The following is a 23781-nucleotide window of genomic DNA, read 5'->3' on the forward strand; positions in this document are numbered from 1 at the left end:
GTGGGAGCGGGCTCGCTCGCCTCGCAGGTTGTGGTGTTTGCAGGTTCCGTCCATCAGGCATAATCCGCCCCAACCTAAACAGCAAGGACGATGCCCCGTGAGTTCAGTGAACAAATCGATTTTGTTGGTCGACGACGACCAAGAGATTCGCGAGCTGCTGGACACTTACCTCAGCCGTGCGGGGTTCCAGGTGCGCACCACGCCTGATGGCGCCGGGTTTCGCCAGGCCTTGAACGAGGCACCGAGCGACCTGGTGATCCTCGACGTGATGCTGCCGGATGAAGACGGCTTCAGCCTCTGCCGCTGGGTTCGCCAGCACCCGCGCCAGGCGCACGTGCCGATCATCATGCTCACCGCCAGTTCCGACGAGGCCGACCGGGTCATTGGGTTGGAGTTGGGTGCCGATGATTACCTGGGTAAACCTTTCAGCCCCCGTGAATTGCAGGCGCGCATCAAGGCGCTGCTGCGCAGGGCGCAGTTCGGCCAGGAACGCACCGGCGGCGAGGTGCTGGCTTTTGACGAGTGGCGCCTGGACATGGTCAGCCACCGGCTGTTCCACGCCGATGGCGAAGAAGTGATTCTGTCTGGCGCCGACTTTGCCCTGCTCAAACTGTTTCTCGACCATCCCCAGGAAATCCTCGACCGCGACACCATCGGCAACGCCACCCGGGGACGTGAACTCATGCCGCTGGACCGGATTGTCGACATGGCGGTGAGTCGCCTGCGCCAGCGCTTGCGCGACACTGATAAGCCGCCGCGATTGATCCGTACGGTGCGCGGCAGCGGTTATCAACTGGCGGCCACTGTGGTTGCCAGCAATGGTCATTGACGGGATCAAAAAACTGGCAAGGCGAGTGCCCGTGCCGCGCTCGCTGTTGGGGCGCATGCTGCTGCTGACCTTGTTGGTGGTGCTGTTCGCCCAGACGTTGTCCAGCCTGATCTGGGTTTCGCAACTGCGCGCGACCCAGCTCGAAGGCCTGGTCACCAGCGCGCGCAGCCTGGCTCACTCGATGACCGCCACCGTCAGCTACCTGCGCTCGCTGCCGGTGGCGTATCGTCCCTTGGTGCTGGACCAGTTGCGCAGCATGGGCGGTACGCGATTCGTCGTCACGCTCAACGACAAACCCCTGGGCATGGACGTGCTGCCGGTCACGCCGCGCAAGCTGGCAGTGCTCAAGGCCGTGGACGAAGTGCTGCGTCGTTCCCTGGGCAACAACGCCGACATTTCCGTCAAGTTCGTCAGCCCCGAGGACCTGCGGATTTTCAACGGCGGACTCAAGCTCGATGAGTTGCCCCGCTCTTGGGCCCATTACGCCTTGACCCTTGAACCGGTAAACCCGCCGGTGCTGGTCACGCAGATCCAGATGGCACCGGGCGAATGGCTGTACATCGCCTCGCTGCTGCCCGAACCCTATACCAGCCTCGAAGAACAGGACCTGCCCAAGCAACAGGTCGGTTTCATCGTGCTCACCAGTAGCTTGTTGTTGCTGTTCATCGGCTTGCTGGTGCATTGGCAGAGCCGGCCGCTCAAGCGCTTGGCGCGGGCGGCGCGGGACATGTCCCTGGGCGCCGAAGTGGAGCCCGTGGCCGAGGGCGGCGGCAGTGAAGTGGTGGAAGTGGGGCGCGCCTTCAACGCCATGCGCGAGCGCATCAGCCGCTACCTGACCGAGCGCAGCCAGTTGTTCAGCGCGATTTCCCACGACTTGCGCACACCGATCACCCGGCTGCGACTGCGGGTGGAGCTGCTGGAGGACGAAAACCTGCAAGCCAAGTTCGGCCGTGACCTGGACGAGTTGGAGCTGCTGGTCAAGGGCGCGCTGCAATGCGTCAAGGACACCGATATCCATGAAAACATCGAGCCAGTGGACCTCAACCATGTGCTCGATTGCCTGGTGGAGCCTTATCTCGCGCCCAACGGCAACGGCCGGGTTACACAGGATGGTCGGGCGCTGGCCCCGTATCCCGGCAAGCCGCTGGCCCTCAAGCGTTGTATCGGCAACCTGATCGACAACGCCTTGAAATACGGGCAGAAGGCCCATCTGCACATCGACGACGACGAAACGGCGTTCGTCCTGCACGTTGACGATGAAGGCCCGGGCGTGCCGGAGCAGCGCCTGGAGCAAGTCTTCGAGCCGCACTTTCGCTTGGCCGGGCAACAGCAGGGATATGGCCTGGGGCTGGGCATCGCACGCAATATTGCCCACAGCCATGGCGGCGAAGTGAGCCTGCAAAACCTGCGCGAGGGTGGGTTGCGGGTGACGTTGCAATTGCCGCGCAGCCAGGATTAGCCGGGCTGTGTCGACTGATCGTTCCTGCGCAGAGCGTGGGAACGTTCATTATCAATGTCACGGATCGGTGACATAACTCGTCCCTTTCGTTACCTGTCGCTTGCCTTCCCTTGTTTAGACTCCCCGGGTCAGAACAACAAAAAAGGGACCTCGATGGATACCTTCCAACCGGCGTTCAGCAGTTGGCTGAATGCACCTGCCCACCAGCAATGGCTCGCCGCCGAAGGCTTGCGCCTGTTGGCGTTCGCCAAGGCCTCGAAACTGCCCGACGGTTTCGGCAATCTGGATGAGCTGGGTCGCCTGCCGGCCAATGCGCGGGCCGAGACCATGAACACCGCGCGCATGACCCACAGCTTCGCCATGGCCCACATCCAGGGCCTGCCAGGGTTCGCCGAGCTGGTGGATCATGGCGTCCAGGCGCTTATGGGGCCGCTACGTGATGCGGAATATGGCGGCTGGTTTGCCACGACCCATCCCGATGAGGACGGCACCGGCAAAGCCGCTTACCTGCATGCATTCGTTGCCTTGGCCGCCAGCTCCGCGGTGGTGGCCCAGCGTCCCGGTGCCGAGGCATTGCTCAAGGAGGCGATACGGGTCATCGACGAGCATTTCTGGAGCGAAGAAGAGGGCGCCCTGCGCGAATCCTTCAACCGCGACTGGAGCGAGGAAGAAGCCTATCGCGGCGCCAACAGCAACATGCACGCCACCGAAGCCTTTCTCGCCTTGGCCGATGCCACCGACGACCCGCGCTGGCTGGCCCGTGCGCTGCACATCGTCGAACGGGTGATCCATGTCCATGCCGCCGCCAACGACCACATGGTCGTGGAACATTTCGACCGCGACTGGCAACCGTTGCGTGAGTACAACCACGACAACCCAGCCGACGGTTTCCGCCCATATGGCACCACGCCGGGCCATGGTTTCGAATGGGCGCGGCTGCTGCTGCACCTTGAAGCCGCGCGGGTTCGGATCGGCATGCTGACGCCGGGCTGGCTGGTCCAGGATGCGCAAAAACTCTTCGAGCAAAACTGCCGCCATGGTTGGCAGATCGATGGTGCGCCGGGCATTGTCTACACCTTGGACTGGGACAACCGTGCCGTGGTCCGCCATCGCTTGCACTGGGTGCATGCCGAAGCGGCAGCGGCGGCCAGTGCCTTGCTCAAGCGCACCGACGAGGTCCAATACGAGACCTGGTACCGGCGCTTTTGGGAATTTTGTGACAAACATTTCATCGACCGCTGCAACGGCAGCTGGCACCACGAGCTCGACCCGCAAAACCGCCCCAGTGCCGACATCTGGCCGGGCAAACCGGATCTTTATCACGCCTGGCAGGCGGTGCTGATACCTCGCCTCCCGCTGGCGCCCAGCATGGCGTCGGCCCTGGCACGGTTATCCGAGCCTGAGCCTGTGTAACCATGTCGTGACATACACGCGTCCCTTCGTTACCTGCGAAGGGATATCCCCTGATTAGAATCCATGCAGCGCAAGCACCAGACTTGCATGCATAACAACAAGAAAGGTACTTCTAGATGAATGCGATTTCTCGCCTCGCTACTGTCATTTCTCTTGCTTCCTTGCTTCCCGTCGCAGCATTCCCTGTCAGCGCCCTTGCCGCCGAATCGAAAGGTTCCGTGGAAGTCGTCCATTGGTGGACATCGGGTGGTGAGAAAGCCGCGGTCGATGTGCTCAAGGCCCAAGTAGAAAAAGACGGCTTTACCTGGAAGGACGGCGCTGTCGCCGGCGGTGGCGGCTCCACTGCCATGACCGTGCTCAAGAGCCGCGCCGTGGCCGGCAACCCTCCGGGCGTAGCCCAGATCAAGGGTCCTGACATCCAGGAATGGGCGACTACCGGCCTGCTCGACACCGACGTCCTGAAAGATGTCGCCAAGGAAGAAAAGTGGGACAGCCTGCTCGACAAGAAAGTCTCGGACACCGTGAAGTACGAAGGTGACTACGTGGCCGTGCCGGTGAACATCCACCGCGTCAACTGGCTGTGGATCAACCCGGAAGTCTTCAAGAAAGCCGGCATCACCAAGAACCCGACCACCCTTGAAGAATTCTACGCAGCCGGTGACAAGCTCAAGGCCGCGGGCTTCATTCCCCTGGCCCACGGTGGCCAACCTTGGCAGGACAGCACCGTGTTCGAAGCCGTGGTGCTTTCGGTCATGGGTGCCGATGGCTACAAGAAGGCACTGGTCGACCTGGACAACAAGGCACTGACCGGTCCTGAAATGGTCAAGGCGCTGACCGAGCTGAAGAAAGTCGCGACCTACATGGACCCTGATGGCAAGGGCCAGGACTGGAACCTGGAAGCGGCCAAGGTCATCAATGGCAAGGCCGGCATGCAGATCATGGGTGACTGGGCCAAGAGTGAATGGACCGCCGCGAAGAAAGTCGCCGGCAAGGACTACGAATGCGTAGCCTTCCCGGGTACCGACAAGGCCTTCACCTACAACATCGACTCCCTGGCGGTGTTCAAGCAGAAAGACCAAGGCACCGCCGCCGGCCAGAAAGATATTGCCAAGGTCGTGCTGGGTGAAAACTTCCAGAAAGTCTTCAGCATCAACAAAGGCTCGATCCCGGTGCGCAACGACATGCTGGGCGACATGGCCAAGTACGGTTTCGACTCCTGCGCCCAGACCGCTGCCAAGGACTTCCTGGCGGACGCCAAGTCCGGCGGCCTGCAACCAAGCATGGCGCACAACATGGCGACCACGCTGGCGGTACAGGGCGCGTTCTTTGACGTGGTGACGAACTACATCAACGACCCGAAAGCCGACCCTGCCGATGCCGCCAAGAAGCTTGGCGCAGCGGTTCAGTCGGCCAAGTAAAGCGGCTACAAGCGACGAGCTGCAAGCAGGCACTTTGCTGGGCTTGCAGCTTGCAGCTGCCCTTAGTCCTTATTCTCTGTTTTGGATTTCCCCATGAGTTCTGTTGCTGTATTCAGCAAGGCCTCGCCGTTCGATGCATTGCAGCGCTGGCTACCAAAACTGGTGCTGGCGCCGAGCATGTTCATCGTGCTGGTGGGCTTCTATGGCTACATCTTGTGGACGTTCGTCCTGTCGTTCACCACGTCGACTTTCCTGCCGACTTACAAGTGGGCGGGCCTGGCGCAATACGCGCGGCTGTGGGACAACGACCGCTGGTGGGTAGCGAGCAAGAACCTCGCGGTCTTCGGCGGCATGTTCATCGGGATCACCCTGGTGATTGGCGTGCTGCTGGCGGTGCTTCTTGACCAGCGTATCCGTCGCGAAGGCTTTATCCGCACCATTTACCTGTACCCGATGGCGCTCTCGATGATCGTCACCGGTACCGCTTGGAAGTGGTTGCTCAACCCGGGCATGGGCCTGGACAAATTGTTGCGCGACTGGGGTTGGGAAGGCTTCCGCCTGGACTGGCTGATCGACCCTGATCGTGTGGTGTACTGCCTGGTGATCGCAGCGGTCTGGCAGGCCTCGGGCTTCATCATGGCGATGTTCCTGGCCGGCCTGCGGGGCGTCGATCAATCGATCATCCGCGCCGCGCAGATCGACGGCGCAAGCATGCCGCGCATCTACTGGAAAGTGGTGCTGCCAAGCCTGCGTCCGGTGTTCTTCAGCGCCGTAATGATCCTGGCGCACATCGCGATCAAGAGCTTCGACCTGGTAGCGGCCATGACAGCCGGTGGACCGGGTTACTCCTCGGACCTGCCAGCCATGTTCATGTATTCCTTCACATTCAGTCGCGGCCAGATGGGCATGGGCTCGGCCAGTGCCATCCTGATGCTCGGTGCGATTCTCGCCATCATCGTGCCTTATCTGTATTCCGAGCTGAGGGCCAAGCGTCATGACTAGTCTCGCTGCCAAACCCTCCATCAGCCTGAGCCGCATCGCGATCTACGCGGTGCTGATCGTCGCGGTATTGCTTTACCTGGTGCCGCTGGTGGTCATGCTGTTGACCAGCTTCAAGACTCCGGAAGACATCAGCACCGGCAACCTGTTGAGCTGGCCGACCGTGGTCAGTGGTATTGGCTGGGTCAAGGCCTGGGCCACGGTCAATGGCTATTTCTGGAACTCGATCAAGATCACCGTTCCGGCCGTGTTGATCTCCACCGCCATCGGCGCGCTGAATGGCTATGTGTTGTCGATGTGGCGTTTCCGTGGCTCGCAGCTGTTCTTCGGCCTGTTGCTGTTCGGTTGCTTCCTGCCGTTCCAGACCGTGCTGCTGCCGGCCTCGTTCACCCTCGGCAAGATGGGCCTGGCCAGCACCACTACTGGCCTGGTGTTTGTCCACGTGGTCTACGGGCTGGCGTTTACCACGCTGTTTTTCCGTAACTACTACGTGAGCATCCCGGACGCGCTGGTGAAGGCCGCACGCCTGGATGGTGCGGGCTTCTTCACGATCTTCCGCCGGATCATCCTGCCGATGTCGACGCCAATCATCATGGTCTGCCTGATCTGGCAGTTCACCCAGATATGGAATGACTTCCTGTTTGGCGTGGTGTTCTCCAGCGGCGACTCCCAGCCCATTACGGTGGCGCTGAACAACCTGGTCAACACCAGCACCGGGGCCAAGGAATATAACGTGGATATGGCGGCGGCGATGATCGCCGGGTTGCCGACCCTGCTGGTCTATGTGATCGCAGGCAAGTATTTCGTGCGCGGCCTCACGGCCGGCGCGGTCAAGGGGTAATCATGGCTACGCTTGAACTTCGCAATGTAAACAAGACCTATGGCGCGGGCCTGCCCGACACCTTGAAAGACATCCAGTTGTCGATCAAGGAAGGTGAGTTCCTGATCCTGGTCGGCCCTTCGGGCTGCGGCAAATCCACACTGATGAACTGCATCGCCGGCCTCGAGACTATCACCGGCGGCGCGATCATGATCGGCGACCAGGATGTCAGCGGCATGAGCCCCAAGGATCGTGACATCGCCATGGTGTTCCAGTCCTACGCGCTGTATCCGACCATGAGCGTGCGCGAGAACATCGAGTTCGGCCTGAAGATTCGCAAGATGAAACAGGCGGACATCAACGAAGAAGTCGCGCGTGTTGCCAAGCTGTTGCAGATCGAACACCTGCTGAACCGCAAGCCCGGCCAGCTCTCCGGCGGCCAGCAGCAGCGCGTTGCCATGGGCCGGGCCCTGGCGCGGCGGCCGAAGATCTATCTGTTCGACGAACCGCTGTCCAACCTCGACGCCAAGCTGCGGGTCGAGATGCGCACCGAAATGAAACTGATGCACCAGCGCCTGAAAACCACCACGGTCTACGTGACACACGACCAGATCGAAGCCATGACCCTGGGCGATAAGGTGGCGGTAATGAAGGACGGCATCATCCAGCAGTTCGGCACGCCAAAAGACATCTACAACAACCCGGCCAACCTGTTCGTGGCGAGTTTCATCGGTTCTCCACCGATGAACTTCATTCCCCTGCGCCTGCAACGCAAGGACGGTCGCCTGCTGGCTTTGCTCGACAGCGGTCAGGCCCGTTGCGAGTTGCCGATGGGCATGCAAGACGCCGGCCTCGAAGATCGCGAAGTGATCCTGGGCCTGCGCCCGGAGCAGATCGTGCTGGCCGGAAACGAGCCGAACGGTTTGCCGACCATTCGGGCAGAAGTCCAGGTCACCGAGCCCACCGGTCCGGACACCCTGGTGTTCGTCAACCTCAACGACACCAAGGTCTGCTGCCGCCTCGCACCGGACGTTGCGCCAGCGCCGGGCGAAACCCTGACGCTGCAATTCGACCCATCGAAAGTGCTGCTGTTCGACGCCAAGTCTGGCGAGCGCCTGGGCGTGGCCGGCCAGCCGCAAGCAGAAGCCCGAACCGACAATGTCGCGCAGTTCAAAGGCCGATGAGTAATAGAAGACGGAGCGGGCTTGCTCGCTCTCGACAGGAGTCTGCGGCGAGTGGGGGACCTCCCGTCGCAATCGTTGTAAACCGCGTTAGATAAAAACAGTTAATAACAATAAAGACGAGGATGTAGGGATGAAGAAGAAGAACAATGCCCAGCTTATCTGCCAGTTGTCAGCCGTTGCGGCGATGATGCTGGCCGGTAGCGCCCATGCGGCCGACGCGTTCAGCGCCGACTCGAAGTGGATGACGGGCGACTGGGGCGGTGAACGGACCAAGCTGATCGAGCAGGGTATCGACATCAAGGCTGACTTCGTCGGTGAGATGGGTGCCAACCTCGACGGCGGCTACAACGATGACAAGACCGCGCGTTGGTCCCAACAGTTTGGCTTGGGCGTAGCCCTCGACCTGGAAAAACTGCTGGGCTGGAATGAAACGGAAGCCAAGATCCAATTCACTCGCCGTGATGGTCGCAACATCTCCAACGACCGTATCGGTGACCCGCGTGCCGGCACCCTCAGCTCCTCCCAGGAAGTCTGGGGTCGCGGGCAGACTACCCGTCTGACCCAGTTGTGGATCAAGCAGAAATACTTCGACAGCAAGCTGGATGTCAAAGCCGGTTACTACGGCGTGGGCGAAGACTTCAACACCTTCCCTTGCGAGTTCCAGAACCTGGCCTTCTGCGGTTCCCAGGCAGGCAACTGGGCCACCGGCATCTGGTACAACTGGCCAATCATGCAGGCAGCGATCCGGTTCAAATACAACATTACGCCTGAGCTGTATGCGCAAATCGGCGCCTACAACCAGAACCCTTCGCAGTTGGAAAACAACAACCGCTACAAGCTCAGCGGCAGCGGCACCCAGGGCACCTTGATTCCGGTCGAATTGGTCTGGTCGCCGAAGATCAACAACTTGCCGGGCGAGTACCGTGTGGGTTACTACAAAAGCACCGCCAAGGCTGATGACGTCCGCGAAGACGACAATGGCAATGACGCTGCGACCACCGGCAACGCTTACCGTAGCCACAGCAGCAAGGACGGCTACTGGTTCGTCCTGCAGCAGCAGCTCACCGCGCACAATGGTGACGCTACGCGCGGCCTGAACATCGCGGCCAACGCCACCTTCCATGACAAGGAAACCAACGTCGTCGACAATTACCAGTCGCTGATGTTTGTGTACAAGGGGCCGTTCGATGCGCGTCCTAAAGATGACGTCGGGATCGGTTTCTCGCGCATCCATGTCAACGAAGACGTGAAGAAAAACGCCGAGCTGACCAACGTTGCCAATGGTGTAAGCGACTACGACAATCCGCTGTTCTCGCCGTTGCGCAGCACTGAATACAACTATGAAATCAACTACGGCTTCCATGTCACCAACTGGCTGACCGTGCGTCCTAACTTGCAATACGTGACTCACCCAGGCGGTGTCAACGAAGTCGATGACGCGCTGGTGGCCGGTCTGAAAATTCAGTCGGTGTTCTAACGCTGTTGCGATAAGCTCCTCTCTATGTGCGCATATTTGCGGACAGCCAAGGCTGTCCGCTTTTTTTTGCGGAGTGCGTTTGGTTGCGCGCAGAACCTGTGGCGAGGGAGCTTGCTCCCGCTGGGTTGCGAAGCGACCCGAAAGCCATTCACTGCGGTGCTTCAGCCAGACCGCATTTGTCCGGTTTACGACTGCTTCGCAGCCGAGCGGGAGCAAGCTCCCTCGCCACAAAAGAAGAGTCGTACACAGTTGAGTATCGAATGATTTCCAGGACTGCGGCCCATGCATGAGCATCCGCTACAACGCTTTTTCAGATCCTTGCGCGAGCGTCCGGTATTTGCCTGGGAGCGCTATCAGCAGCGCGATGTATTGGTGATCGATCACCCGTTGTGCCAGGCGGTGTTCAGTCGCCAGGGTGCGCAGTTGTTGCACTTTCAGCCGCGCGGCCAGAAACCCTGGCTGTGGTGCGCGGCCAAGTGGCCACAAGTCGGCGCCATACGGGGTGGCGTCCCGGTGTGCTGGCCTTGGTATGGCCGTCACCCGAGCGAAAATGCCTGGCCGTCCCATGGTTGGGCGCGTCTGATCGACTGGAAGCTGCTGGAGAGCAGCAGCGATCACGATGGCGTGCACTTGCACTGGCAGTTGCAGCTGTGCGACTGGCAAGTCGATCTGTATGCCGACTTGGGCGAGGGCATGGAGCTGCGCTTGAGCACCGAGCATCACGACAGCCTGCCTTGCCAGTTGAGCCAAGCCTTGCATGCCTATTGGCGTATTGGTGACGTCGGCGAGGTAGCGCTGTCTGGGCTCGAAGGCGCGCACGGTTACGACCAGTTGAACCGTGCGGTTTGCCAACAGGAAGGCGAGTTGCGGGTCGACGGTGGCTGTCAGCGGGTGTTCCAGCATGAGGGAGAATTGCAACTCAAGGATCACGCCTGGCAGCGCGAGTTGTGCATCGATACCGGTGATAGCGCCGACACGGTGGTGTGGCACCCCGGTGCCAGGCCATTGCTGGGGGTGAGCTGGGATGAAGTCAGTGAGTTCGTTTGCGTCGAAGCGGCCAGTGGCGGCACCGAGAGCCTATGCCTGGCACCCGGGGAGCAGGCGCATTTGAGTTTGCAGGCGCGGGCGGGAGTTTAGCTCTGGATGACCTTTCCCACGCTCTGCCTGAGAAAGGTCAGGATGGTCAATTGAACTCATCCCCCACCGGATACCGGCTGGCGTTCAGGCTTTCCTTGATCTTGCGCAGGTGCGGCTGGAAATCCACGCCTCGGCGCAAGGTCATGCCGGTGGCCAGCACGTCCAGTACGGTGAGTTGGATGATGCGCGAAGTCATAGGCATGTAGATATCGGTGTCTTCCGGCAGCGGAATGTTCAGGCTCAAGGTGCTCGCCTTGGCCAACGGCGAGCCCTCGGCGGTCAGGCCGAGCACCGAAGCGCCGTTCTCTCGGGCGATGCGTGCTACTTCCACCAACTCGCGGGTACGCCCGGTGTAGGAGATGATCACGAACAGCTCACCGGTATGCGCCACCGACGCGATCATGCGCTGCATCAGCACATCGGCGTGGGCGGTCACCGCCAGGTTGAAGCGAAAAAATTTGTGCTGGGCATCCAGCGCCACGGGGGCCGAGGCGCCGAGGCCGAAGAAGTGGATCTGGCGGGCCTGGATCAGCAGATCCACCGCGCGGCTGATCAAATTGGGATCAAGGGCCTGGCAGGCGCTGTCCAATGAGGCAATGGCACTGCCGAAGATTTTCCGGGTGTAGGCTTCGGGGTTGTCATCGGCTTCGACGGCGCGGCTGACGTACGCCGCGCCGCTGGCCAGGCTCTGGGCCAGTTGCAGTTTGAGTTCCGGGTAGCCGCTGACACCGAACGAGCGGCAGAAGCGGTTGACGGTCGGCTCGCTGACCGAAGCCGCCTGGGCGAGGGCGGCGATGCTGAAGCGGGTAGCCTGCTGTGGGTTGAGCAGGATTACTTCGGCCACCTTGCGTTCGGCCTTGTTCAGGTCTTCCAGGCGACTCTGGATTTGCTCCAGTAGATTTCGCACGCGGTCCATACAAGATTCCTAAAGAGACGGGTCTTTGATACGACCCTTTGCGGTGGCCTATCCTACTGATGGCTCCGACGGACCACCACTCGGAATCGGTATTTTTGGAAAATGTTGTGGTTATTACTACATTTTTCCTTGAGTGATACCTTAAAAAAAGGTATTTGTAGCTTAACTTGATAAAAGAACAAACATCATGCATTCGATTACGGTTGAACCGTGCACTTTTGCCTTGTTCGGCGCGCTGGGCGACCTGGCGTTGCGCAAGCTGTTTCCTGCCCTTTATCAGCTCGATGGCGCCGGCCTGCTGCACGAGGACACGCGAATCTTCGCGCTGGCCCGTGAACCCGGCAGCGAGCAGCAGCACTTGGCATTCATCACCACGGAGCTGCGCCGTTATGTTGGCGATAAAGACCTCGACGAAGCCGTGATCGAACGCTTCCTGGGGCGGTTGACTTACCTGCATGTGGATTTTCTCAAGGCCGACGACTACGTCGCGCTCGCTGAGCAGGTCGGCCAGACCCCACAACAGGTCATCGCCTATTTCGCCACCCCGGCGGCGGTCTACGGTGCTATCTGCGAAAACCTGGCGAAAGTCGGCTTGAGCGAAAACACCCGCGTCGTGCTGGAAAAACCCATCGGCTCGGACCTGGAATCGTCGCGCAAGGTCAACGACGCCGTGGCGCAATTCTTCCCGGAAAACCGCACCTATCGTATCGACCATTACCTGGGCAAAGAGACGGTCCAGAACCTGATCGCGCTGCGGTTCGCCAACAGCCTGTTCGAAACCCAGTGGAACCAGAATTACATTTCCCACGTGGAAATCACGGTGGCCGAGAAGGTCGGTATCGAAGGCCGTTGGGGTTATTTCGACAAGGCCGGCCAGCTGCGCGACATGATCCAGAATCACCTGCTCCAGTTGCTGTGCCTGATCGCCATGGACCCGCCGGCCGACCTGTCCGCTGACAGCATCCGTGACGAGAAGGTCAAGGTGCTCAAGGCACTGGCGCCGATCAGTCCGGAAGGCTTGACCACCCAAGTGGTGCGCGGCCAGTACATTGCCGGCCACAGCGAGGGCAAGGCGGTCCCGGGTTACCTGGAAGAACCCAATTCCAATACCCAGAGCGACACCGAGACGTTCGTCGCCCTGCGCGCCGACATCCGTAATTGGCGTTGGGCTGGGGTGCCGTTTTACCTGCGCACCGGCAAGCGCATGCCGCAGAAGCTGTCGCAGATTGTCATCCACTTCAAGGAACCGTCCCACTACATCTTCGCCCCCGAGCAGCGCCTGCAGATCAGCAACAAGCTGATCATCCGCCTGCAACCGGACGAGGGGATTTCCTTGCGGGTGATGACCAAGGAGCAAGGCCTGGACAAGGGCATGCAATTGCGCAGCGGTCCATTGCAACTCAACTTCTCCGACACCTATCGCAGCGCACGGATTCCCGATGCCTACGAGCGGTTGTTGCTGGAAGTCATGAACGGCAATCAGAACCTGTTTGTCCGTAAAGATGAAATTGAAGCCGCGTGGACGTGGTGTGACCAGTTGATCGCCGGATGGAAGAAGTCTGGCGATGCGCCCAAGCCGTATGCCGCTGGGTCATGGGGGCCGATGAGCTCCATTGCACTGATCACGCGGGATGGGAGGTCATGGTATGGCGATATCTGAATTGAAACTGCCCCAGGGCGTCACTGCCCTGGCGTTCAAGAGCCCGGTGCTGTTGGCTGAAAGCCTGGCGCTGAACGTTGCCGAGCAACTGCGTGCCGCGATCGACGGCAATGGCACGGCGACCCTGGTGGTCTCGGGCGGTCGCAGCCCGGTGGCGTTTTTCCAGCACCTGTCCAAGCAAGCGCTGGATTGGTCGAAAGTGGTGGTGAGCCTGGCGGACGAGCGCTGGGTGCCGGTTGAACATGCCGACAGCAATGCCGGCCTGCTCAAGCGGTATCTGCTCCAGGGCGCGGCGGCCAAGGCGCAATTCCTGAGCCTGTACAACGCCAGCGCGAACCTGGAAGCGGCGGCCGAACAGGCCGATCGCCTGCTGGCCGAGTTGCCGCCTATCGACGTGCTGGTGTTGGGCATGGGCGATGACGGGCACACCGCCTCGTTGTTCCCCGACAGCCCGAACCTGGCCAAGGCCCTGGACGAACAAGGACCTCGCCGTTGCTGGCCGATGCTCGCACCGACCGTGCCGCACCAGCGCCTGACCATGAGTCGCGCCTTGCTGGCTTCGGCGAAACACAAGGTGCTGGCGATTTCCGGTCAATCGAAATTGACCACCCTGAGCGCCGCGGTGGCCGGTGACGACGTCGCCGCAATGCCGATCCGCGCGTTTCTGCAACCTACGTTAGAGATTTACTGGTGCCCATGAACCAAGGATCAGCCGCTATGAAAAACCCATCTCCTACCGTTTCCATGGCGGACAAAGTGACGCTGATCGACAGCCTCTGCGCCAAGGCGCGGATCCTGCCGGTGATAACCATCGCCCGTGAACAAGACATCCTGCCATTGGCCGATGCCTTGGCCGCCGGTGGCCTGACGGCACTGGAAGTGACCTTGCGTTCGCAGTACGGCCTCAAGGCCATCCAGGTGTTGCGCGAGCAGCGCCCGGAGTTGGTGACTGGCGCTGGCACGGTGCTCGACCGCCATATGCTTGCTGCCGCTGAGGCGGCCGGTTCGCAATTCATCGTGACCCCGGGCATCACCCGGGATTTGCTGGAAGCGAGCGTCCAGAGCCCGATCCCATTGTTGCCGGGGATCAGTAACGCCTCGGGCATCATGGAAGGCTACGGCTTGGGCTATCGCCGCTTCAAGTTGTTCCCGGCCGAAGTCAGCGGCGGCGTTGCCGCTATCAAGGCCTTGGGCGGACCGTTTGGCGAAGTGAAATTCTGCCCGACCGGCGGCGTGAGCCCGGCCAACATCAAAAGCTACATGGCGTTGAAAAACGTGATGTGCGTGGGCGGCAGTTGGATGCTCGATCCGGAGTGGATCAAGAACGGCGACTGGGGCCGTATCCAGGAATGCACCGCCGAGGCGCTGGCGTTGCTGGACTGATTGTTTACCGAACTTCGTTGGGTGTTCTACGGCTTTACGGTGCGCTTGGTCGGCGCGCCGTTTTTTTTTGCCTGTATTTTCGCCACAACTAGATTCGGCTCAGGTCGGTCAGCGCTCGGGTCAAACGCTCGATATCACGGCCCAAGGTAATCAACCCCGGCGTAATGCGAATGCACGGCCCAACGCTGGTCTTGCGCACCACGGTAAAAATCCCATAGTCGTCGAGCAGTCGATCGGCCATGGCCTGCTGGTCATTTTGGGCGGTAAACCGCATCGAGGTGATGCCGCAATAAAGACGACGGTCGTCCGGCGTCATGACTTCGATGCCAGGCACATTGCGCACCGCGCTCACCCACATATCCCGCAAGTAGCACAGCCGTGCACCTTTGGCTGATGCGCCACCCAACGCACGGTGTTCTTCAAACACCAGTGGCAGCGTCAGCAGGGCCGGGATGTTGGGCGTGCTGTGTGGCGTGCGTGAGCGTATGTCGGTGGCGGGATAGGTGGCTTCGTCCATGTCCGGGTCGATGTCGGCCAGCCGCTGCGGCGCGATATAGAGAAAGCCCAGGGCCAAGGGGCCGCCAATCCACTTTTGCAAGTTGAACCCGGCGAATTGAATACCGAGTTTCTTCAAGTCGAATTCGATCTGACCCAAGGCGTGGGCGCCATCAAGAATGATGTCGACATCGAATTCCCGAGCCGCCGCGGCAATGGCCTGGACCGGCATCACCAAGCCGGTCAGGTGGTTGACATAGGTCAGTGGCATCAACTTGAGGCGGGGATAACGAATGAAGGTTTCTCGATACGTGCCGACCAGGCTGTCGAAACTGGCGGGGTGCGGGTGGACCAGCTCAACGACCTCTGCCCCGCGTTGGCGGGCCAGCCAGCGCATCGCACTCTTGACCGACTCGTATTCGACATCGCTTATCAAGACCTGGTCGCCAGGCTTGAGACCGTTGTAATTACGAATCAGCGTTTGCAAGGCGTCCACGGCGCTGGTGGCCAGCGCCACGGTAGACGGGGGGACATGGATCAGTTTCGCCACTTGTAGACGAATCGCCTCGCCATGTTCCCGATCAAAATGCTGGCGCACGTACAACGAGTTGCCGCGGTTGACGAATTCGATGTTGCGTTGGTACTCCTCGACCACGGTGCGCGACATCCGCCCGAAGTAGCCATTTTCAAGATTGAGCGGCCCGCCGGCATCGACATCGTACCGATCGACAAAGGTTTCCCAGAAGCGTTCATCGTGGGCGCGTAGCGTATTTTCGGGCATGGCGGGCTCAATCAATCAATGGCAGCGGTCAGTGGCGAGGTTTAGGCAAGCCATGTTTAGCCCGCAGTGGGTCCAGCAGGTCTGACAAACCGTTGTGGTCGATCTCCTGCATCAGTGCCAGCAAACCGCCCAGTTCCCCCTTGGGGAAACCCTCCCGGGCGAACCAGTTCAAGTACTGGCCCGGCAGGTCGGCAAGGATTCGACCCTTGTATTTACCGAAGGGCATTTGGCGCGTTACCAGCAGTTCGAGTTTTTCCGGATTCATGGCAATTGTCTTGTTCAGGACCATCGGCAAAATACAGGCATTCTGCATGCAGGCCAAATGACAGATCATGCAAATAACGCGGATACAGATTCTTTGTTCGTATATAACTCATTGAATTTAAATGTATTTTTCTACAAGCAAAGGCTGGCACGACCGATGCAATATTCCTTGCAGGTTTTTATTCACCAAGCAAAGGAACTGAAAAATGACTGACATCAATAAAGAATCCATCTCTGTCTTGAACGACCTGATCGAGACCAGCAAGGATGGCCAGGAAGGATTCAAGACCTGCGCTGAAGACATCAAGCATCCAGAACTCAAGGCGCTGTTCGTCAAGCGCGCTGCCGATTGCGCGACCGCAGCGGCCGAGCTGCAAGCCGCTGTTCGTTCCCTGGGTGGTGATCCGGAAACGTCTACCAGCGTTGCCGGTGATCTGCATCGTCGCTGGGTGGACGTGAAAGCCATGTTCACTGGCAAGGACGAAGAAGCGGTGCTCAACGAAGCCGAACGCGGCGAGGATCACGCACTGACGGCCTACAAGGAAGCCATCGAGAAGATCAACAAGCACAACCTGGTGGGCATTCGTGATCTGGTGGAACGCCAGTACCACGGCGTGCAACGCAACCATGACCAAGTCAAGGCCCTGCGTAACCAGGCGCGTGCCCAGAGCTAAACACGCTGTCAACGCCGATAAGAACGCCAGCCTGCCTGGCGTTTTTTTATGGGAGGCGATCAGCGGAAATACGCGCAATATTGTTTGTCGAATTCGTCAACAAACAACTCTGGACTCAGTTAGATAGCTAGCTAATAATTGCATCACTTCTAACGCAATCTATTGTTACAACGTCCTCAGAAAAAGAGTTTTCCGCGTGCCCATCACCTTCCAGGCCCTGTTCGCTCCCGACCGCCTCGCTGTGCAGTTCGCCATCAAAACCGTCCTCGGTGGTGGCCTGGCGCTGTGGCTGGCGTTGCGCTGGGGTTTGGAGCAGCCGTCCTGGGCTTTGATGACGGCGTTCATCGTCGCCCAGCCGCTGTCCGGAATGGTAGTGCAAAAGGGCTTGGCGCGGTTGGTCGGGACTTTGGTGGGAACGATCATGTCGGTCGTGTTCATGGGGCTATTTGCCCAGGCACCGTGGTTGTTTTTGCTGGCGCTGGCGTTGTGGCTCGGCGTGTGCACAGCCTGTTCGACGCTGTTGCGCAGCGCCTGGTCGTATTCTTTCGTGCTGGCCGGCTACACGGTGGCGATCATCGCCTTGCCGGCCATTTCCCATCCGCTTGGCGTGTTCGATCAGGCCGTGGCCCGTTGCACCGAGATCAGCCTGGGCATCACCTGCGCCACGGCCGCCAGTGCGTTGCTCTGGCCGTTGCGGGTCGAACGGCAACTGGCGGATCAGGCTCGCGCTGCCTGGCAGAGCGGCATGCAGGCGGCCCGTGCGACATTGGCCGGCGATGCCCAGGCCCGCAAAGGTTTGCTGGAGATTCTTGGCAAGATCGTCGCGGTGGACGCCCAGCGTGAACACGCTTGGTTCGAAGGCAGCCTGGGTCGCCAGCGCGCCCGGGCCATCAGCGGTTTGAGCCAGAAGTTGTTGATGCTGCTGCGTATAGCCCGTTCGGTGCGTCGGCAGTGGAAACAGCTTGAGCCAGCGGAAGCTGAAGTGCTCCAGCCCTGGATGACGGAGGTGCAGCAGGCCTTGGACGCGGACAGCGCGACGCTACAGGCGTTGCGCCCCCGGGTTCTGGACGCGTCTCACGATCCACGCATCAGCTCGGCGCAAAGTTACTGCCTGGCTCGTTTGGCCTTGTTGCTCGACACTGCCCTGGCCGCTTGCGCTGCGCTGTCGGCAGTGCAGGAGGGCAGGGAGGCGGCGGACCCGCCGCGAACCCTGGCGCCGCACCGGGATGTGTCCTTGGCCATGGTATTCGGCGCCCGTAGCGCCTTGGCGTTCCTGACGGTGTCGTGTTTCTGGTTGGCGACGGCCTGGCCCGCCGCGTCGGGTGCACTGCTGCTCACCTGCGTGGTCTGCAGCCTGTTCGCCAGTCGCGAAAATGGCGCGCAGATCGGCATGAGCTTTTTGCGCGGCATTCTGTTGGCGGTGCCGACAGCGTTTGTGATCGGTGAAATCCTCCTGCCGCAATGGAGCAGTTTCGCGATGCTTTGCATGGCCATGGGCGTGCCGTTGTTCTTCGGGGCGCTGGGCATGGCCAAGCCGCCGCTCTACGCCACGGCCACTTCGTTCTGCCTGCACTTTGTGGTGTTGGTGTCGCCGCTCAACGCCATGAAATATGACGTCTCGACTTTCTTCAATAACGCCCAGGCCATAATGATTGGCGTAGGTGCGGCGGTGTTGGCGTTCAAGCTGTTGATTCTGCGCAACCCGGCCTGGCACAGCCGTCGGCTGCTGGCCGCGACGCTGGACGATCTGGTGCGCCTGACCCATCGCAACCTGCGCGGGGCCGAGAGCTGGTTCGGCGGACGCATGGCCGACCGTTTGTTGCAACTGGCGCGGCATTATCCCGAACTGCCGGTGCCGGCGCGCAGTCGTTGGGATGACGGTTTGTTGGGCCTGGACATTGGCGATGAGTTGCTGCACCTGCGCTTGAGCCTGGCCGTCGCCCAAGTGCCCGAGGCCCCGGCCCAGCGCCGCTATTTCGAAACCCTGGAGCAGGCGCTGGAACGCGGTCCGTCCGGCGGCCAGGCCGAGGCATTGGCCCAGGCGAGCGACGAGTATCTGCAGGTGCTGTCGCAGCAGCCCTCCAGCGATGCGCTGAAGTTGGCGCAAGGCGCGGTCGTGCAGTTGCAGAACAGCTGGCGCGCCTGGTGCCGTCAGCACGAATCTCAGCGTGGGGAGCATAGCCATGGGCTTGCGTGAGTGGTCGATCGGCGGGGTCTTGCTCAGCCCGTTCCTGATTTATGTGGTGCTGGCCTTGCTGGTGACGGGGGCGCTGCGCCTGTTGCTCAGCCTGGTGCCGGCCGGGCGCTGGATCTGGCATGAGGCGTTGTTCGACTGCGCCCTGTATGTCTGTGTCCTGACTGTCATTACCCTGGTCCTCGGACCGTTATAAGGAGTTGAACATGCGTACTTCCGTACGTGTTGCCGTCACGCTGAGTGTGGTGGCCGTGGCGATCTTCGCCGGGTTTCATTTGTGGCAGTACTACATGCTCACGCCCTGGACCCGGGATGCGCGGATCCGTGCCGACGTGGTGGTGATCGCTCCCGACGTATCGGGTTGGGTGCGCGAGCTCAAGGCCGTGGATAACCAGCAGGTCAAGGCCGGCGACGTATTGCTCAATATCGATCGCGAGCGTTTCGAGGCCGCAGTGGAGAAAGCCAGGGCGGTGGTCCAGACTCGCCAGCAGCAACTGAGCCTGCGCGAACACGAAGCCAGTCGCCGCGCCGCATTGGGTCCACAGGCCATCAGCGCCGAGTTGCGCGAAAACGCCCAGATCAACGCAGGGATTGCCCGTGGTGAACTGCGCGAGGCCCAGGCCGAGGCCAAGGTTGCCGAGCTGAACCTGGCGCGCAGCCAGGTCCTGGCCCCACGTAGCGGTCACATCACCAACCTGCGCCTGGCCGAAGGCAACTATGTGAACGCCGGGCAGCCGGTCATGGCGCTGGTGGATGACTCAACGTTCTACGTGCAGGCCTATTTCGAAGAAACCAAACTGCCGAGGATCCGCGTCGGCGATCCGGTCAAAATCTGGTTGATGAGCGCCGGTCATGCGCTCGAAGGTCATGTGGAAAGCATCAGCCGAGGCATCACCGACCGCAATACCAACCCCGATGCGCAACTGCTGGCCGAGGTCGAGCCGACATTCAACTGGGTGCGCCTGGCCCAGCGGATTCCGGTACGGATCAAGCTGGACAAGGTGCCGGAAGGGGCGAGCCTGAGCGCGGGGATGACGGCGAGTGTGCAGGTGCGGGAAGCCCAGCAATAGCCGCAACACTGCAGTCATTTGTGGCGAGGGGATTTAGCGAAACGTCGCACCGCCCCGCTGGGCTGCGCAGCAGCCCCCTGTGCCCAGGCTGGCACACCGCAGTGGTCTTGAGGTATTGGGGGCGCTTCGCGCCCCAGCGGGGATAAATCCCCTCGCCACATTTCATTCCCATAGATCGCGGTAGTCAGCCAACAGTAATCGGCGGCAACGTCGGCAATGTCACGGTCTGCTGTTTACGCGGGGCGAGAATCTCGGCCTCGCCGTCCACCACCAGTTCATCACGCTGGTTGAACACGCGGGTGGCGATGCGCACGCGAAATTTTGGCAGCTTCTCCAGGATCTCCAGGCGCACGGTCAAGGTGTCGCCGATCTTTACCGGTTTCTGGAAACTCATCTGCTGGCCAATATAAATGGTGCCCGGCCCAGGCAACTCGCACGCGACCGCCGCGCTGATCAGTGCACCGCTGAACATGCCATGGGCGATGCGCTCCTTGAACATGCTGGCTGCGGCAAATTCGGCGTCCAGGTGCACCGGGTTGTGATCGCCCGACATCGCGGCGAACAACTGGATGTCGCGCTCTTCGACGGTCTTGCTGTAGCTGGCAGTCTGACCGACTTCGAGGGCTTCGTAAGGGATGTTGGTAACCTGGGTCATGTCTGGATCCTGGACGGGTAAAGGAAAACGCGGCAAAGCTACTCGCTGCGTGGCGGCCGCTTGTGACTCAAGGCCTGGGCAATCCAGGCCAGCACATCGGCGGTCACTTCATCGCGGTTGGTTTCATTGAACAGTTCGTGCCGGGCCTGCGGGTAAATCGTCAATTGCATATGTTGGTTGCCGGCGTCGCGCAAGGCGTCGGCCAGATCCTTCAGACGCTTGCCCTCGCTCACCGGATCACATTCGCCGCCAATTACCAGCAGCGGCAGGCCTGGATCGATCTGCGCGAGATTGGACGCTTTGCTGATCTGCTGCAACCCACCCAGCAGGTCGACCCACAGCTGATTGGTGCAACGAAAGCCGCATAGCGGGTCTCGGACGTATTTGTCCACCTCGGCCGGGTCGCGGCTGAGCCAGTCGAAAGGCGTACGCACGGGTTTGAATTTTTTGTTGAAGCTGCCGAATGACAACCACTCGATCAGCGCGCTACGCCCCGTTGCTCCCTGACGTCGACGCTCGAAGCGGGCGATCAGGCGCGCCGCACGGTAAAGCGCCACGGGTTGGAAGTTCGAACCGCTGAGAATCGCCCCGTGCAGGCTGGCGCTGTGGTGCAGCAGGTAAGCTTGGGCGATGTAGCTGCCCATGCTGTGGCCCAGCAGCAGTATGGGGATATCCGGATGCTGCTGGCCGATGTGGTGGTTAAGGCTCGCCAGGTCGCCGACGACCTTGGCCCAGCCGTCCTCGTTCGCGAAATGACCGAGGATGGCTTCTTCACCCGTCTTGCCGTGGCCACGCAGGTCCAGCGCATAGACGCCATAACCTTCGGCGCACAGCGCTTGCGCCAGGCGCCCATAGCGGGCGCTGTGTTCGGCCATGCCGTGGGCCAGCATGATGACCGCCGATGGGGCGGTTTCGGGCAACCACTGATTGACGAACAGGCGGTTGTGGTCGGTCGCGGTCAGCCAGAACGTTTGGTGGATCATGGCGGTTCCTTTGCACAAATCAGACGCAGCGTTGCTGCATTGTATAGCGCATCCGCTGCGTCTCGCCTGATCAGCTCTCGGCGAGGCAGGAAGATTCACATAATCTATGACGCAAGTTGCCATATTTGCCTGATTGGCCATAGCTGCTAGTGTCCCATGAGCTCCGCCTGTGAAAGCGATACGCAAGCGGTCCCGGATACGTTCAGGTAAAGAGGATAAAAACAATGCAGCCTGATTTCTGGAATGACAAACGCCCGGCCGGCGTGCCTTCGGACATCGAACACGGTGTCTACAAGTCGGTCGTTGAGGTGTTCGAGCGTTCCTGCAAGAAATTTGCCGACCGTCCGGCGTTCAGCAACATGGGGGTGACGCTCACTTACGCCGAGCTCGAGCGCTACAGCGCGGCCTTTGCCGGTTACCTGCAGGCCCATACCGACCTGGCACCGGGCGATCGCATCGCGGTACAGATGCCCAACGTCCTGCAATACCCGATCGCCGTTTTCGGTGCGCTGCGCGCCGGACTGGTGGTGGTCAACACCAACCCGTTGTATACCCCGCGGGAAATGCGCCACCAGTTCAAGGACTCCGGCGCCCGGGCGTTGGTGTACCTGAATATGTTCGGCCAGAAAGTCCAGGAAGTGCTGCCTGACACCGACCTGCAATACCTGATCGAGGCGAAGATGGGCGACCTGATGCCCACCGCCAAGGGCTGGTTGGTGAATACGGTGGTGAGCAAGGTCAAGAAAATGGTCCCGGACTATTCGCTGCCCCAAGCCGTTTCTTTCAAGACCGCCCTGCGCCTGGGGCGTGGCCAAGGCATCAAGCCGTTGAACGTGAGCCTCGCCGACATCGCCGTGTTGCAATACACCGGCGGCACTACCGGGCTGGCGAAAGGCGCGATGCTGACCCACGGCAACCTGGTCGCCAACATGCAACAGGCCCGGGCCTGCCTGGGGCAGATCGGCGACGACGGCCAGCCGTTGTTGCGCGAAGGCCAGGAAGTCATGATCGCGCCGCTGCCGCTGTACCACATCTATGCATTCACGGCGAACTGCATGTGCATGATGGTCACGGGCAACCACAACGTGTTGATCACCAATCCACGAGACATCGGCGGCTTCATCAAGGAGCTGAAGAACTGGCGGTTTTCCCTGTTGTTGGGGCTCAACACGTTGTTCGTGGCGCTGATGGATCACCCGGATTTCAAGACGCTGGATTTCTCCAATCTCAAGGTCACCAACTCAGGCGGTACCGCGTTGGTCAAGGCCACCGCCGAGCGTTGGAAACAGCTCACCGGTTGCAGTATTACCGAAGGGTACGGGCTGACCGAAACCTCGCCAGTGGCCAGTGCCAACCCTTACGGCGGCAAGTCGCGCCTGGGTACGGTGGGTTTGCCGGTGCCGGGGACGCTGATGAAAGTCATCAGCGATGACGGTATCGAGCTGCCTCTTGGTGAGCGCGGAGAACTGTGCATCAAGGGCCCGCAGATCATGAAGGGCTACTGGAACAAGCCTGAAGCTACCGCTGAGGTGCTGGACAGCGAAGGCTGGTTCAAGTCCGGCGATATCGCGGTGATCGACCCCGATGGATTTGTGCGTATCGTCGACCGCAAGAAGGACATGATCATCGTCTCGGGTTTCAACGTGTACCCCAACGAGATCGAGGACGTGGTGATGGCGCACCCGAAAGTCGCCAGCTGCGCCGTCATCGGCGTGCCGGACGAACGTTCGGGGGAGGCGGTGAAACTGTTCGTGGTGGCGCGTGAGTCGGGCGTCAGCCTTGAAGAGCTCAAGGCGTACTGCAAGGAGAACTTCACGGGGTACAAGATACCCAAGCACATCGTGCTACGAGAGTCGCTGCCAATGACGCCGGTGGGCAAGATCTTGCGACGGGAGCTGCGCGACATCGCCTGAAGCCAGAGAGGTCCAGTAAAAACCCTGTGGGAGCACGCGTGCTCCCACAGTGCTTTA

22 protein-coding genes are annotated in these 23781 nt (G+C 60.6%); 17 read left to right on the forward strand and 5 right to left on the reverse strand.

Annotated features, from left to right (window positions below):
- Positions 1 to 97 precede the first annotated feature (97 nt).
- From HU742_RS24030 to HU742_RS24070, 9 genes are all read left to right on the forward strand, one after another.
- Entirely contained in the window at positions 98 to 829 is a 732-nt protein-coding gene (locus HU742_RS24030; RefSeq protein WP_186635317.1) for a response regulator, read from the forward strand.
- On the forward strand, positions 819 to 2288 hold the full coding sequence (locus tag HU742_RS24035) for an ATP-binding protein (RefSeq protein ID WP_186613585.1): 1470 nt from the start codon (positions 819 to 821) through the stop codon (positions 2286 to 2288). The genes HU742_RS24030 and HU742_RS24035 overlap by 11 nt, the downstream gene beginning before the upstream one ends.
- Before the next feature lie 153 nt (positions 2289 to 2441).
- A complete protein-coding gene (locus HU742_RS24040) occupies positions 2442 to 3701 on the forward strand; it encodes a D-mannose isomerase (protein ID WP_186644797.1) in 1260 nt (419 codons plus the stop codon).
- A 116-nt stretch (positions 3702 to 3817) separates the two neighbouring features.
- Positions 3818 to 5119, forward strand: coding sequence for an ABC transporter substrate-binding protein (locus HU742_RS24045; RefSeq protein ID WP_186635324.1), 1302 nt, complete (start codon positions 3818 to 3820; stop codon positions 5117 to 5119).
- Between the two features lie 93 nt (positions 5120 to 5212).
- Positions 5213 to 6121, forward strand: coding sequence for a carbohydrate ABC transporter permease (locus HU742_RS24050; RefSeq protein WP_186644798.1), 909 nt, complete (start codon positions 5213 to 5215; stop codon positions 6119 to 6121).
- Positions 6114 to 6959 (forward strand): carbohydrate ABC transporter permease, encoded by an 846-nt coding sequence (locus HU742_RS24055; RefSeq protein ID WP_186635327.1) that lies wholly within the window; start codon positions 6114 to 6116, stop codon positions 6957 to 6959. Before HU742_RS24050 ends, HU742_RS24055 begins: the two co-directional genes overlap by 8 nt.
- Before the next feature lie 2 nt (positions 6960 to 6961).
- Positions 6962 to 8122 (forward strand): ABC transporter ATP-binding protein, encoded by a 1161-nt coding sequence (locus HU742_RS24060; RefSeq protein WP_186644799.1) that lies wholly within the window; start codon positions 6962 to 6964, stop codon positions 8120 to 8122.
- A 130-nt stretch (positions 8123 to 8252) separates the two neighbouring features.
- On the forward strand, positions 8253 to 9599 hold the full coding sequence (locus HU742_RS24065; protein WP_186635330.1) for a carbohydrate porin: 1347 nt from the start codon (positions 8253 to 8255) through the stop codon (positions 9597 to 9599).
- 282 nt (positions 9600 to 9881) lie between these two features.
- The gene (locus tag HU742_RS24070; protein ID WP_186635332.1) at positions 9882 to 10736 is read left to right on the forward strand and encodes a D-hexose-6-phosphate mutarotase; all 855 of its coding nucleotides are present in this window, start codon (positions 9882 to 9884) and stop codon (positions 10734 to 10736) included.
- 46 nt (positions 10737 to 10782) lie between these two features.
- Here HU742_RS24070 and HU742_RS24075 read toward each other — a convergent pair whose 3' ends face one another.
- Positions 10783 to 11643, reverse strand: a complete 861-nt coding sequence (locus HU742_RS24075; RefSeq protein ID WP_171061416.1) for a MurR/RpiR family transcriptional regulator — start codon at positions 11641 to 11643, stop codon at positions 10783 to 10785.
- 196 nt (positions 11644 to 11839) lie between these two features.
- Between HU742_RS24075 and zwf the strand changes: the two genes are divergently transcribed.
- From zwf to HU742_RS24090, 3 genes are read left to right on the forward strand one after another with little or no spacing between them, the layout of a single operon-like run.
- Positions 11840 to 13312, forward strand: coding sequence for a glucose-6-phosphate dehydrogenase (gene zwf / locus HU742_RS24080; protein ID WP_186613573.1), 1473 nt, complete (start codon positions 11840 to 11842; stop codon positions 13310 to 13312).
- Positions 13299 to 14012 carry a 6-phosphogluconolactonase gene (gene pgl / locus HU742_RS24085; protein ID WP_186644800.1) on the forward strand — a complete coding sequence of 238 codons (714 nt, stop codon included), beginning with the start codon at positions 13299 to 13301 and terminating at the stop codon, positions 14010 to 14012. Before zwf ends, pgl begins: the two co-directional genes overlap by 14 nt.
- Positions 14013 to 14029: 17 nt before the next feature.
- On the forward strand, positions 14030 to 14695 hold the full coding sequence (locus HU742_RS24090) for a bifunctional 4-hydroxy-2-oxoglutarate aldolase/2-dehydro-3-deoxy-phosphogluconate aldolase (protein ID WP_186635338.1): 666 nt from the start codon (positions 14030 to 14032) through the stop codon (positions 14693 to 14695).
- Between the two features lie 88 nt (positions 14696 to 14783).
- Here HU742_RS24090 and HU742_RS24095 read toward each other — a convergent pair whose 3' ends face one another.
- A complete protein-coding gene (locus HU742_RS24095; protein WP_186644802.1) occupies positions 14784 to 15971 on the reverse strand; it encodes an aminotransferase class V-fold PLP-dependent enzyme in 1188 nt (395 codons plus the stop codon).
- A gap of 28 nt (positions 15972 to 15999) precedes the next feature.
- Positions 16000 to 16236: a DUF3820 family protein gene (locus HU742_RS24100; RefSeq protein WP_053119117.1), complete on the reverse strand. Its 237-nt coding sequence runs from the start codon at positions 16234 to 16236 to the stop codon at positions 16000 to 16002.
- Positions 16237 to 16441: 205 nt separating this feature from the next.
- On the opposite strand from HU742_RS24100, the gene HU742_RS24105 reads away from it, so the two are divergent.
- The 4 genes from HU742_RS24105 to HU742_RS24120 all read left to right on the forward strand — a co-directional run bounded on the left by HU742_RS24105 (position 16442) and on the right by HU742_RS24120 (position 20173).
- Positions 16442 to 16909 carry a PA2169 family four-helix-bundle protein gene (locus tag HU742_RS24105; protein ID WP_186644803.1) on the forward strand — a complete coding sequence of 156 codons (468 nt, stop codon included), beginning with the start codon at positions 16442 to 16444 and terminating at the stop codon, positions 16907 to 16909.
- A gap of 196 nt (positions 16910 to 17105) precedes the next feature.
- On the forward strand, positions 17106 to 19106 hold the full coding sequence (locus tag HU742_RS24110) for an FUSC family protein (RefSeq protein WP_186635345.1): 2001 nt from the start codon (positions 17106 to 17108) through the stop codon (positions 19104 to 19106).
- Positions 19093 to 19299: a DUF1656 domain-containing protein gene (locus HU742_RS24115; RefSeq protein ID WP_024781186.1), complete on the forward strand. Its 207-nt coding sequence runs from the start codon at positions 19093 to 19095 to the stop codon at positions 19297 to 19299. Before HU742_RS24110 ends, HU742_RS24115 begins: the two co-directional genes overlap by 14 nt.
- Before the next feature lie 10 nt (positions 19300 to 19309).
- Positions 19310 to 20173, forward strand: a complete 864-nt coding sequence (locus HU742_RS24120; protein WP_186644804.1) for an efflux RND transporter periplasmic adaptor subunit — start codon at positions 19310 to 19312, stop codon at positions 20171 to 20173.
- 184 nt (positions 20174 to 20357) lie between these two features.
- Here HU742_RS24120 and HU742_RS24125 read toward each other — a convergent pair whose 3' ends face one another.
- Complete coding sequence (locus HU742_RS24125) at positions 20358 to 20828, reverse strand: MaoC family dehydratase (RefSeq protein ID WP_186635354.1); 471 nt, start codon at positions 20826 to 20828, stop codon at positions 20358 to 20360.
- A 38-nt stretch (positions 20829 to 20866) separates the two neighbouring features.
- Positions 20867 to 21811: an alpha/beta hydrolase gene (locus HU742_RS24130; protein WP_186635359.1), complete on the reverse strand. Its 945-nt coding sequence runs from the start codon at positions 21809 to 21811 to the stop codon at positions 20867 to 20869.
- Positions 21812 to 22035: 224 nt separating this feature from the next.
- On the opposite strand from HU742_RS24130, the gene fadD2 reads away from it, so the two are divergent.
- On the forward strand, positions 22036 to 23724 hold the full coding sequence (fadD2, locus tag HU742_RS24135) for a long-chain-fatty-acid--CoA ligase FadD2 (protein ID WP_186635362.1): 1689 nt from the start codon (positions 22036 to 22038) through the stop codon (positions 23722 to 23724).
- Positions 23725 to 23781: the final 57 nt, after the last annotated feature.

Origin of the sequence: Pseudomonas marvdashtae (genome assembly GCF_014268655.2) — a bacterium.
Taxonomy (GTDB): domain Bacteria; phylum Pseudomonadota; class Gammaproteobacteria; order Pseudomonadales; family Pseudomonadaceae; genus Aquipseudomonas; species Aquipseudomonas marvdashtae.

What these genes read in the sequence shown, in the direction of transcription:
- HU742_RS24060 (WP_186644799.1), top strand. Translation starts at nt 6,962, where the DNA reads ATGGCTACGCTTGAACTTCGCAATGTAAACAAGACCTATGGCGCGGGC.
- HU742_RS24065 (WP_186635330.1), top strand. Translation starts at nt 8,253, where the DNA reads ATGAAGAAGAAGAACAATGCCCAGCTTATCTGCCAGTTGTCAGCCGTT.
- HU742_RS24090 (WP_186635338.1), top strand. Translation starts at nt 14,030, where the DNA reads ATGAAAAACCCATCTCCTACCGTTTCCATGGCGGACAAAGTGACGCTG.
- HU742_RS24130 (WP_186635359.1), bottom strand. Translation starts at nt 21,811, where the DNA reads ATGATCCACCAAACGTTCTGGCTGACCGCGACCGACCACAACCGCCTG.
- HU742_RS24125 (WP_186635354.1), bottom strand. Translation starts at nt 20,828, where the DNA reads ATGACCCAGGTTACCAACATCCCTTACGAAGCCCTCGAAGTCGGTCAG.
- HU742_RS24040 (WP_186644797.1), top strand. Translation starts at nt 2,442, where the DNA reads ATGGATACCTTCCAACCGGCGTTCAGCAGTTGGCTGAATGCACCTGCC.
- HU742_RS24070 (WP_186635332.1), top strand. Translation starts at nt 9,882, where the DNA reads ATGCATGAGCATCCGCTACAACGCTTTTTCAGATCCTTGCGCGAGCGT.
- HU742_RS24045 (WP_186635324.1), top strand. Translation starts at nt 3,818, where the DNA reads ATGAATGCGATTTCTCGCCTCGCTACTGTCATTTCTCTTGCTTCCTTG.
- HU742_RS24120 (WP_186644804.1), top strand. Translation starts at nt 19,310, where the DNA reads ATGCGTACTTCCGTACGTGTTGCCGTCACGCTGAGTGTGGTGGCCGTG.
- pgl (WP_186644800.1), top strand. Translation starts at nt 13,299, where the DNA reads ATGGCGATATCTGAATTGAAACTGCCCCAGGGCGTCACTGCCCTGGCG.
- HU742_RS24095 (WP_186644802.1), bottom strand. Translation starts at nt 15,971, where the DNA reads ATGCCCGAAAATACGCTACGCGCCCACGATGAACGCTTCTGGGAAACC.
- HU742_RS24035 (WP_186613585.1), top strand. Translation starts at nt 819, where the DNA reads ATGGTCATTGACGGGATCAAAAAACTGGCAAGGCGAGTGCCCGTGCCG.
- HU742_RS24050 (WP_186644798.1), top strand. Translation starts at nt 5,213, where the DNA reads ATGAGTTCTGTTGCTGTATTCAGCAAGGCCTCGCCGTTCGATGCATTG.
- HU742_RS24105 (WP_186644803.1), top strand. Translation starts at nt 16,442, where the DNA reads ATGACTGACATCAATAAAGAATCCATCTCTGTCTTGAACGACCTGATC.
- zwf (WP_186613573.1), top strand. Translation starts at nt 11,840, where the DNA reads ATGCATTCGATTACGGTTGAACCGTGCACTTTTGCCTTGTTCGGCGCG.
- fadD2 (WP_186635362.1), top strand. Translation starts at nt 22,036, where the DNA reads ATGCAGCCTGATTTCTGGAATGACAAACGCCCGGCCGGCGTGCCTTCG.
- HU742_RS24055 (WP_186635327.1), top strand. Translation starts at nt 6,114, where the DNA reads ATGACTAGTCTCGCTGCCAAACCCTCCATCAGCCTGAGCCGCATCGCG.
- HU742_RS24115 (WP_024781186.1), top strand. Translation starts at nt 19,093, where the DNA reads ATGGGCTTGCGTGAGTGGTCGATCGGCGGGGTCTTGCTCAGCCCGTTC.
- HU742_RS24100 (WP_053119117.1), bottom strand. Translation starts at nt 16,236, where the DNA reads ATGAATCCGGAAAAACTCGAACTGCTGGTAACGCGCCAAATGCCCTTC.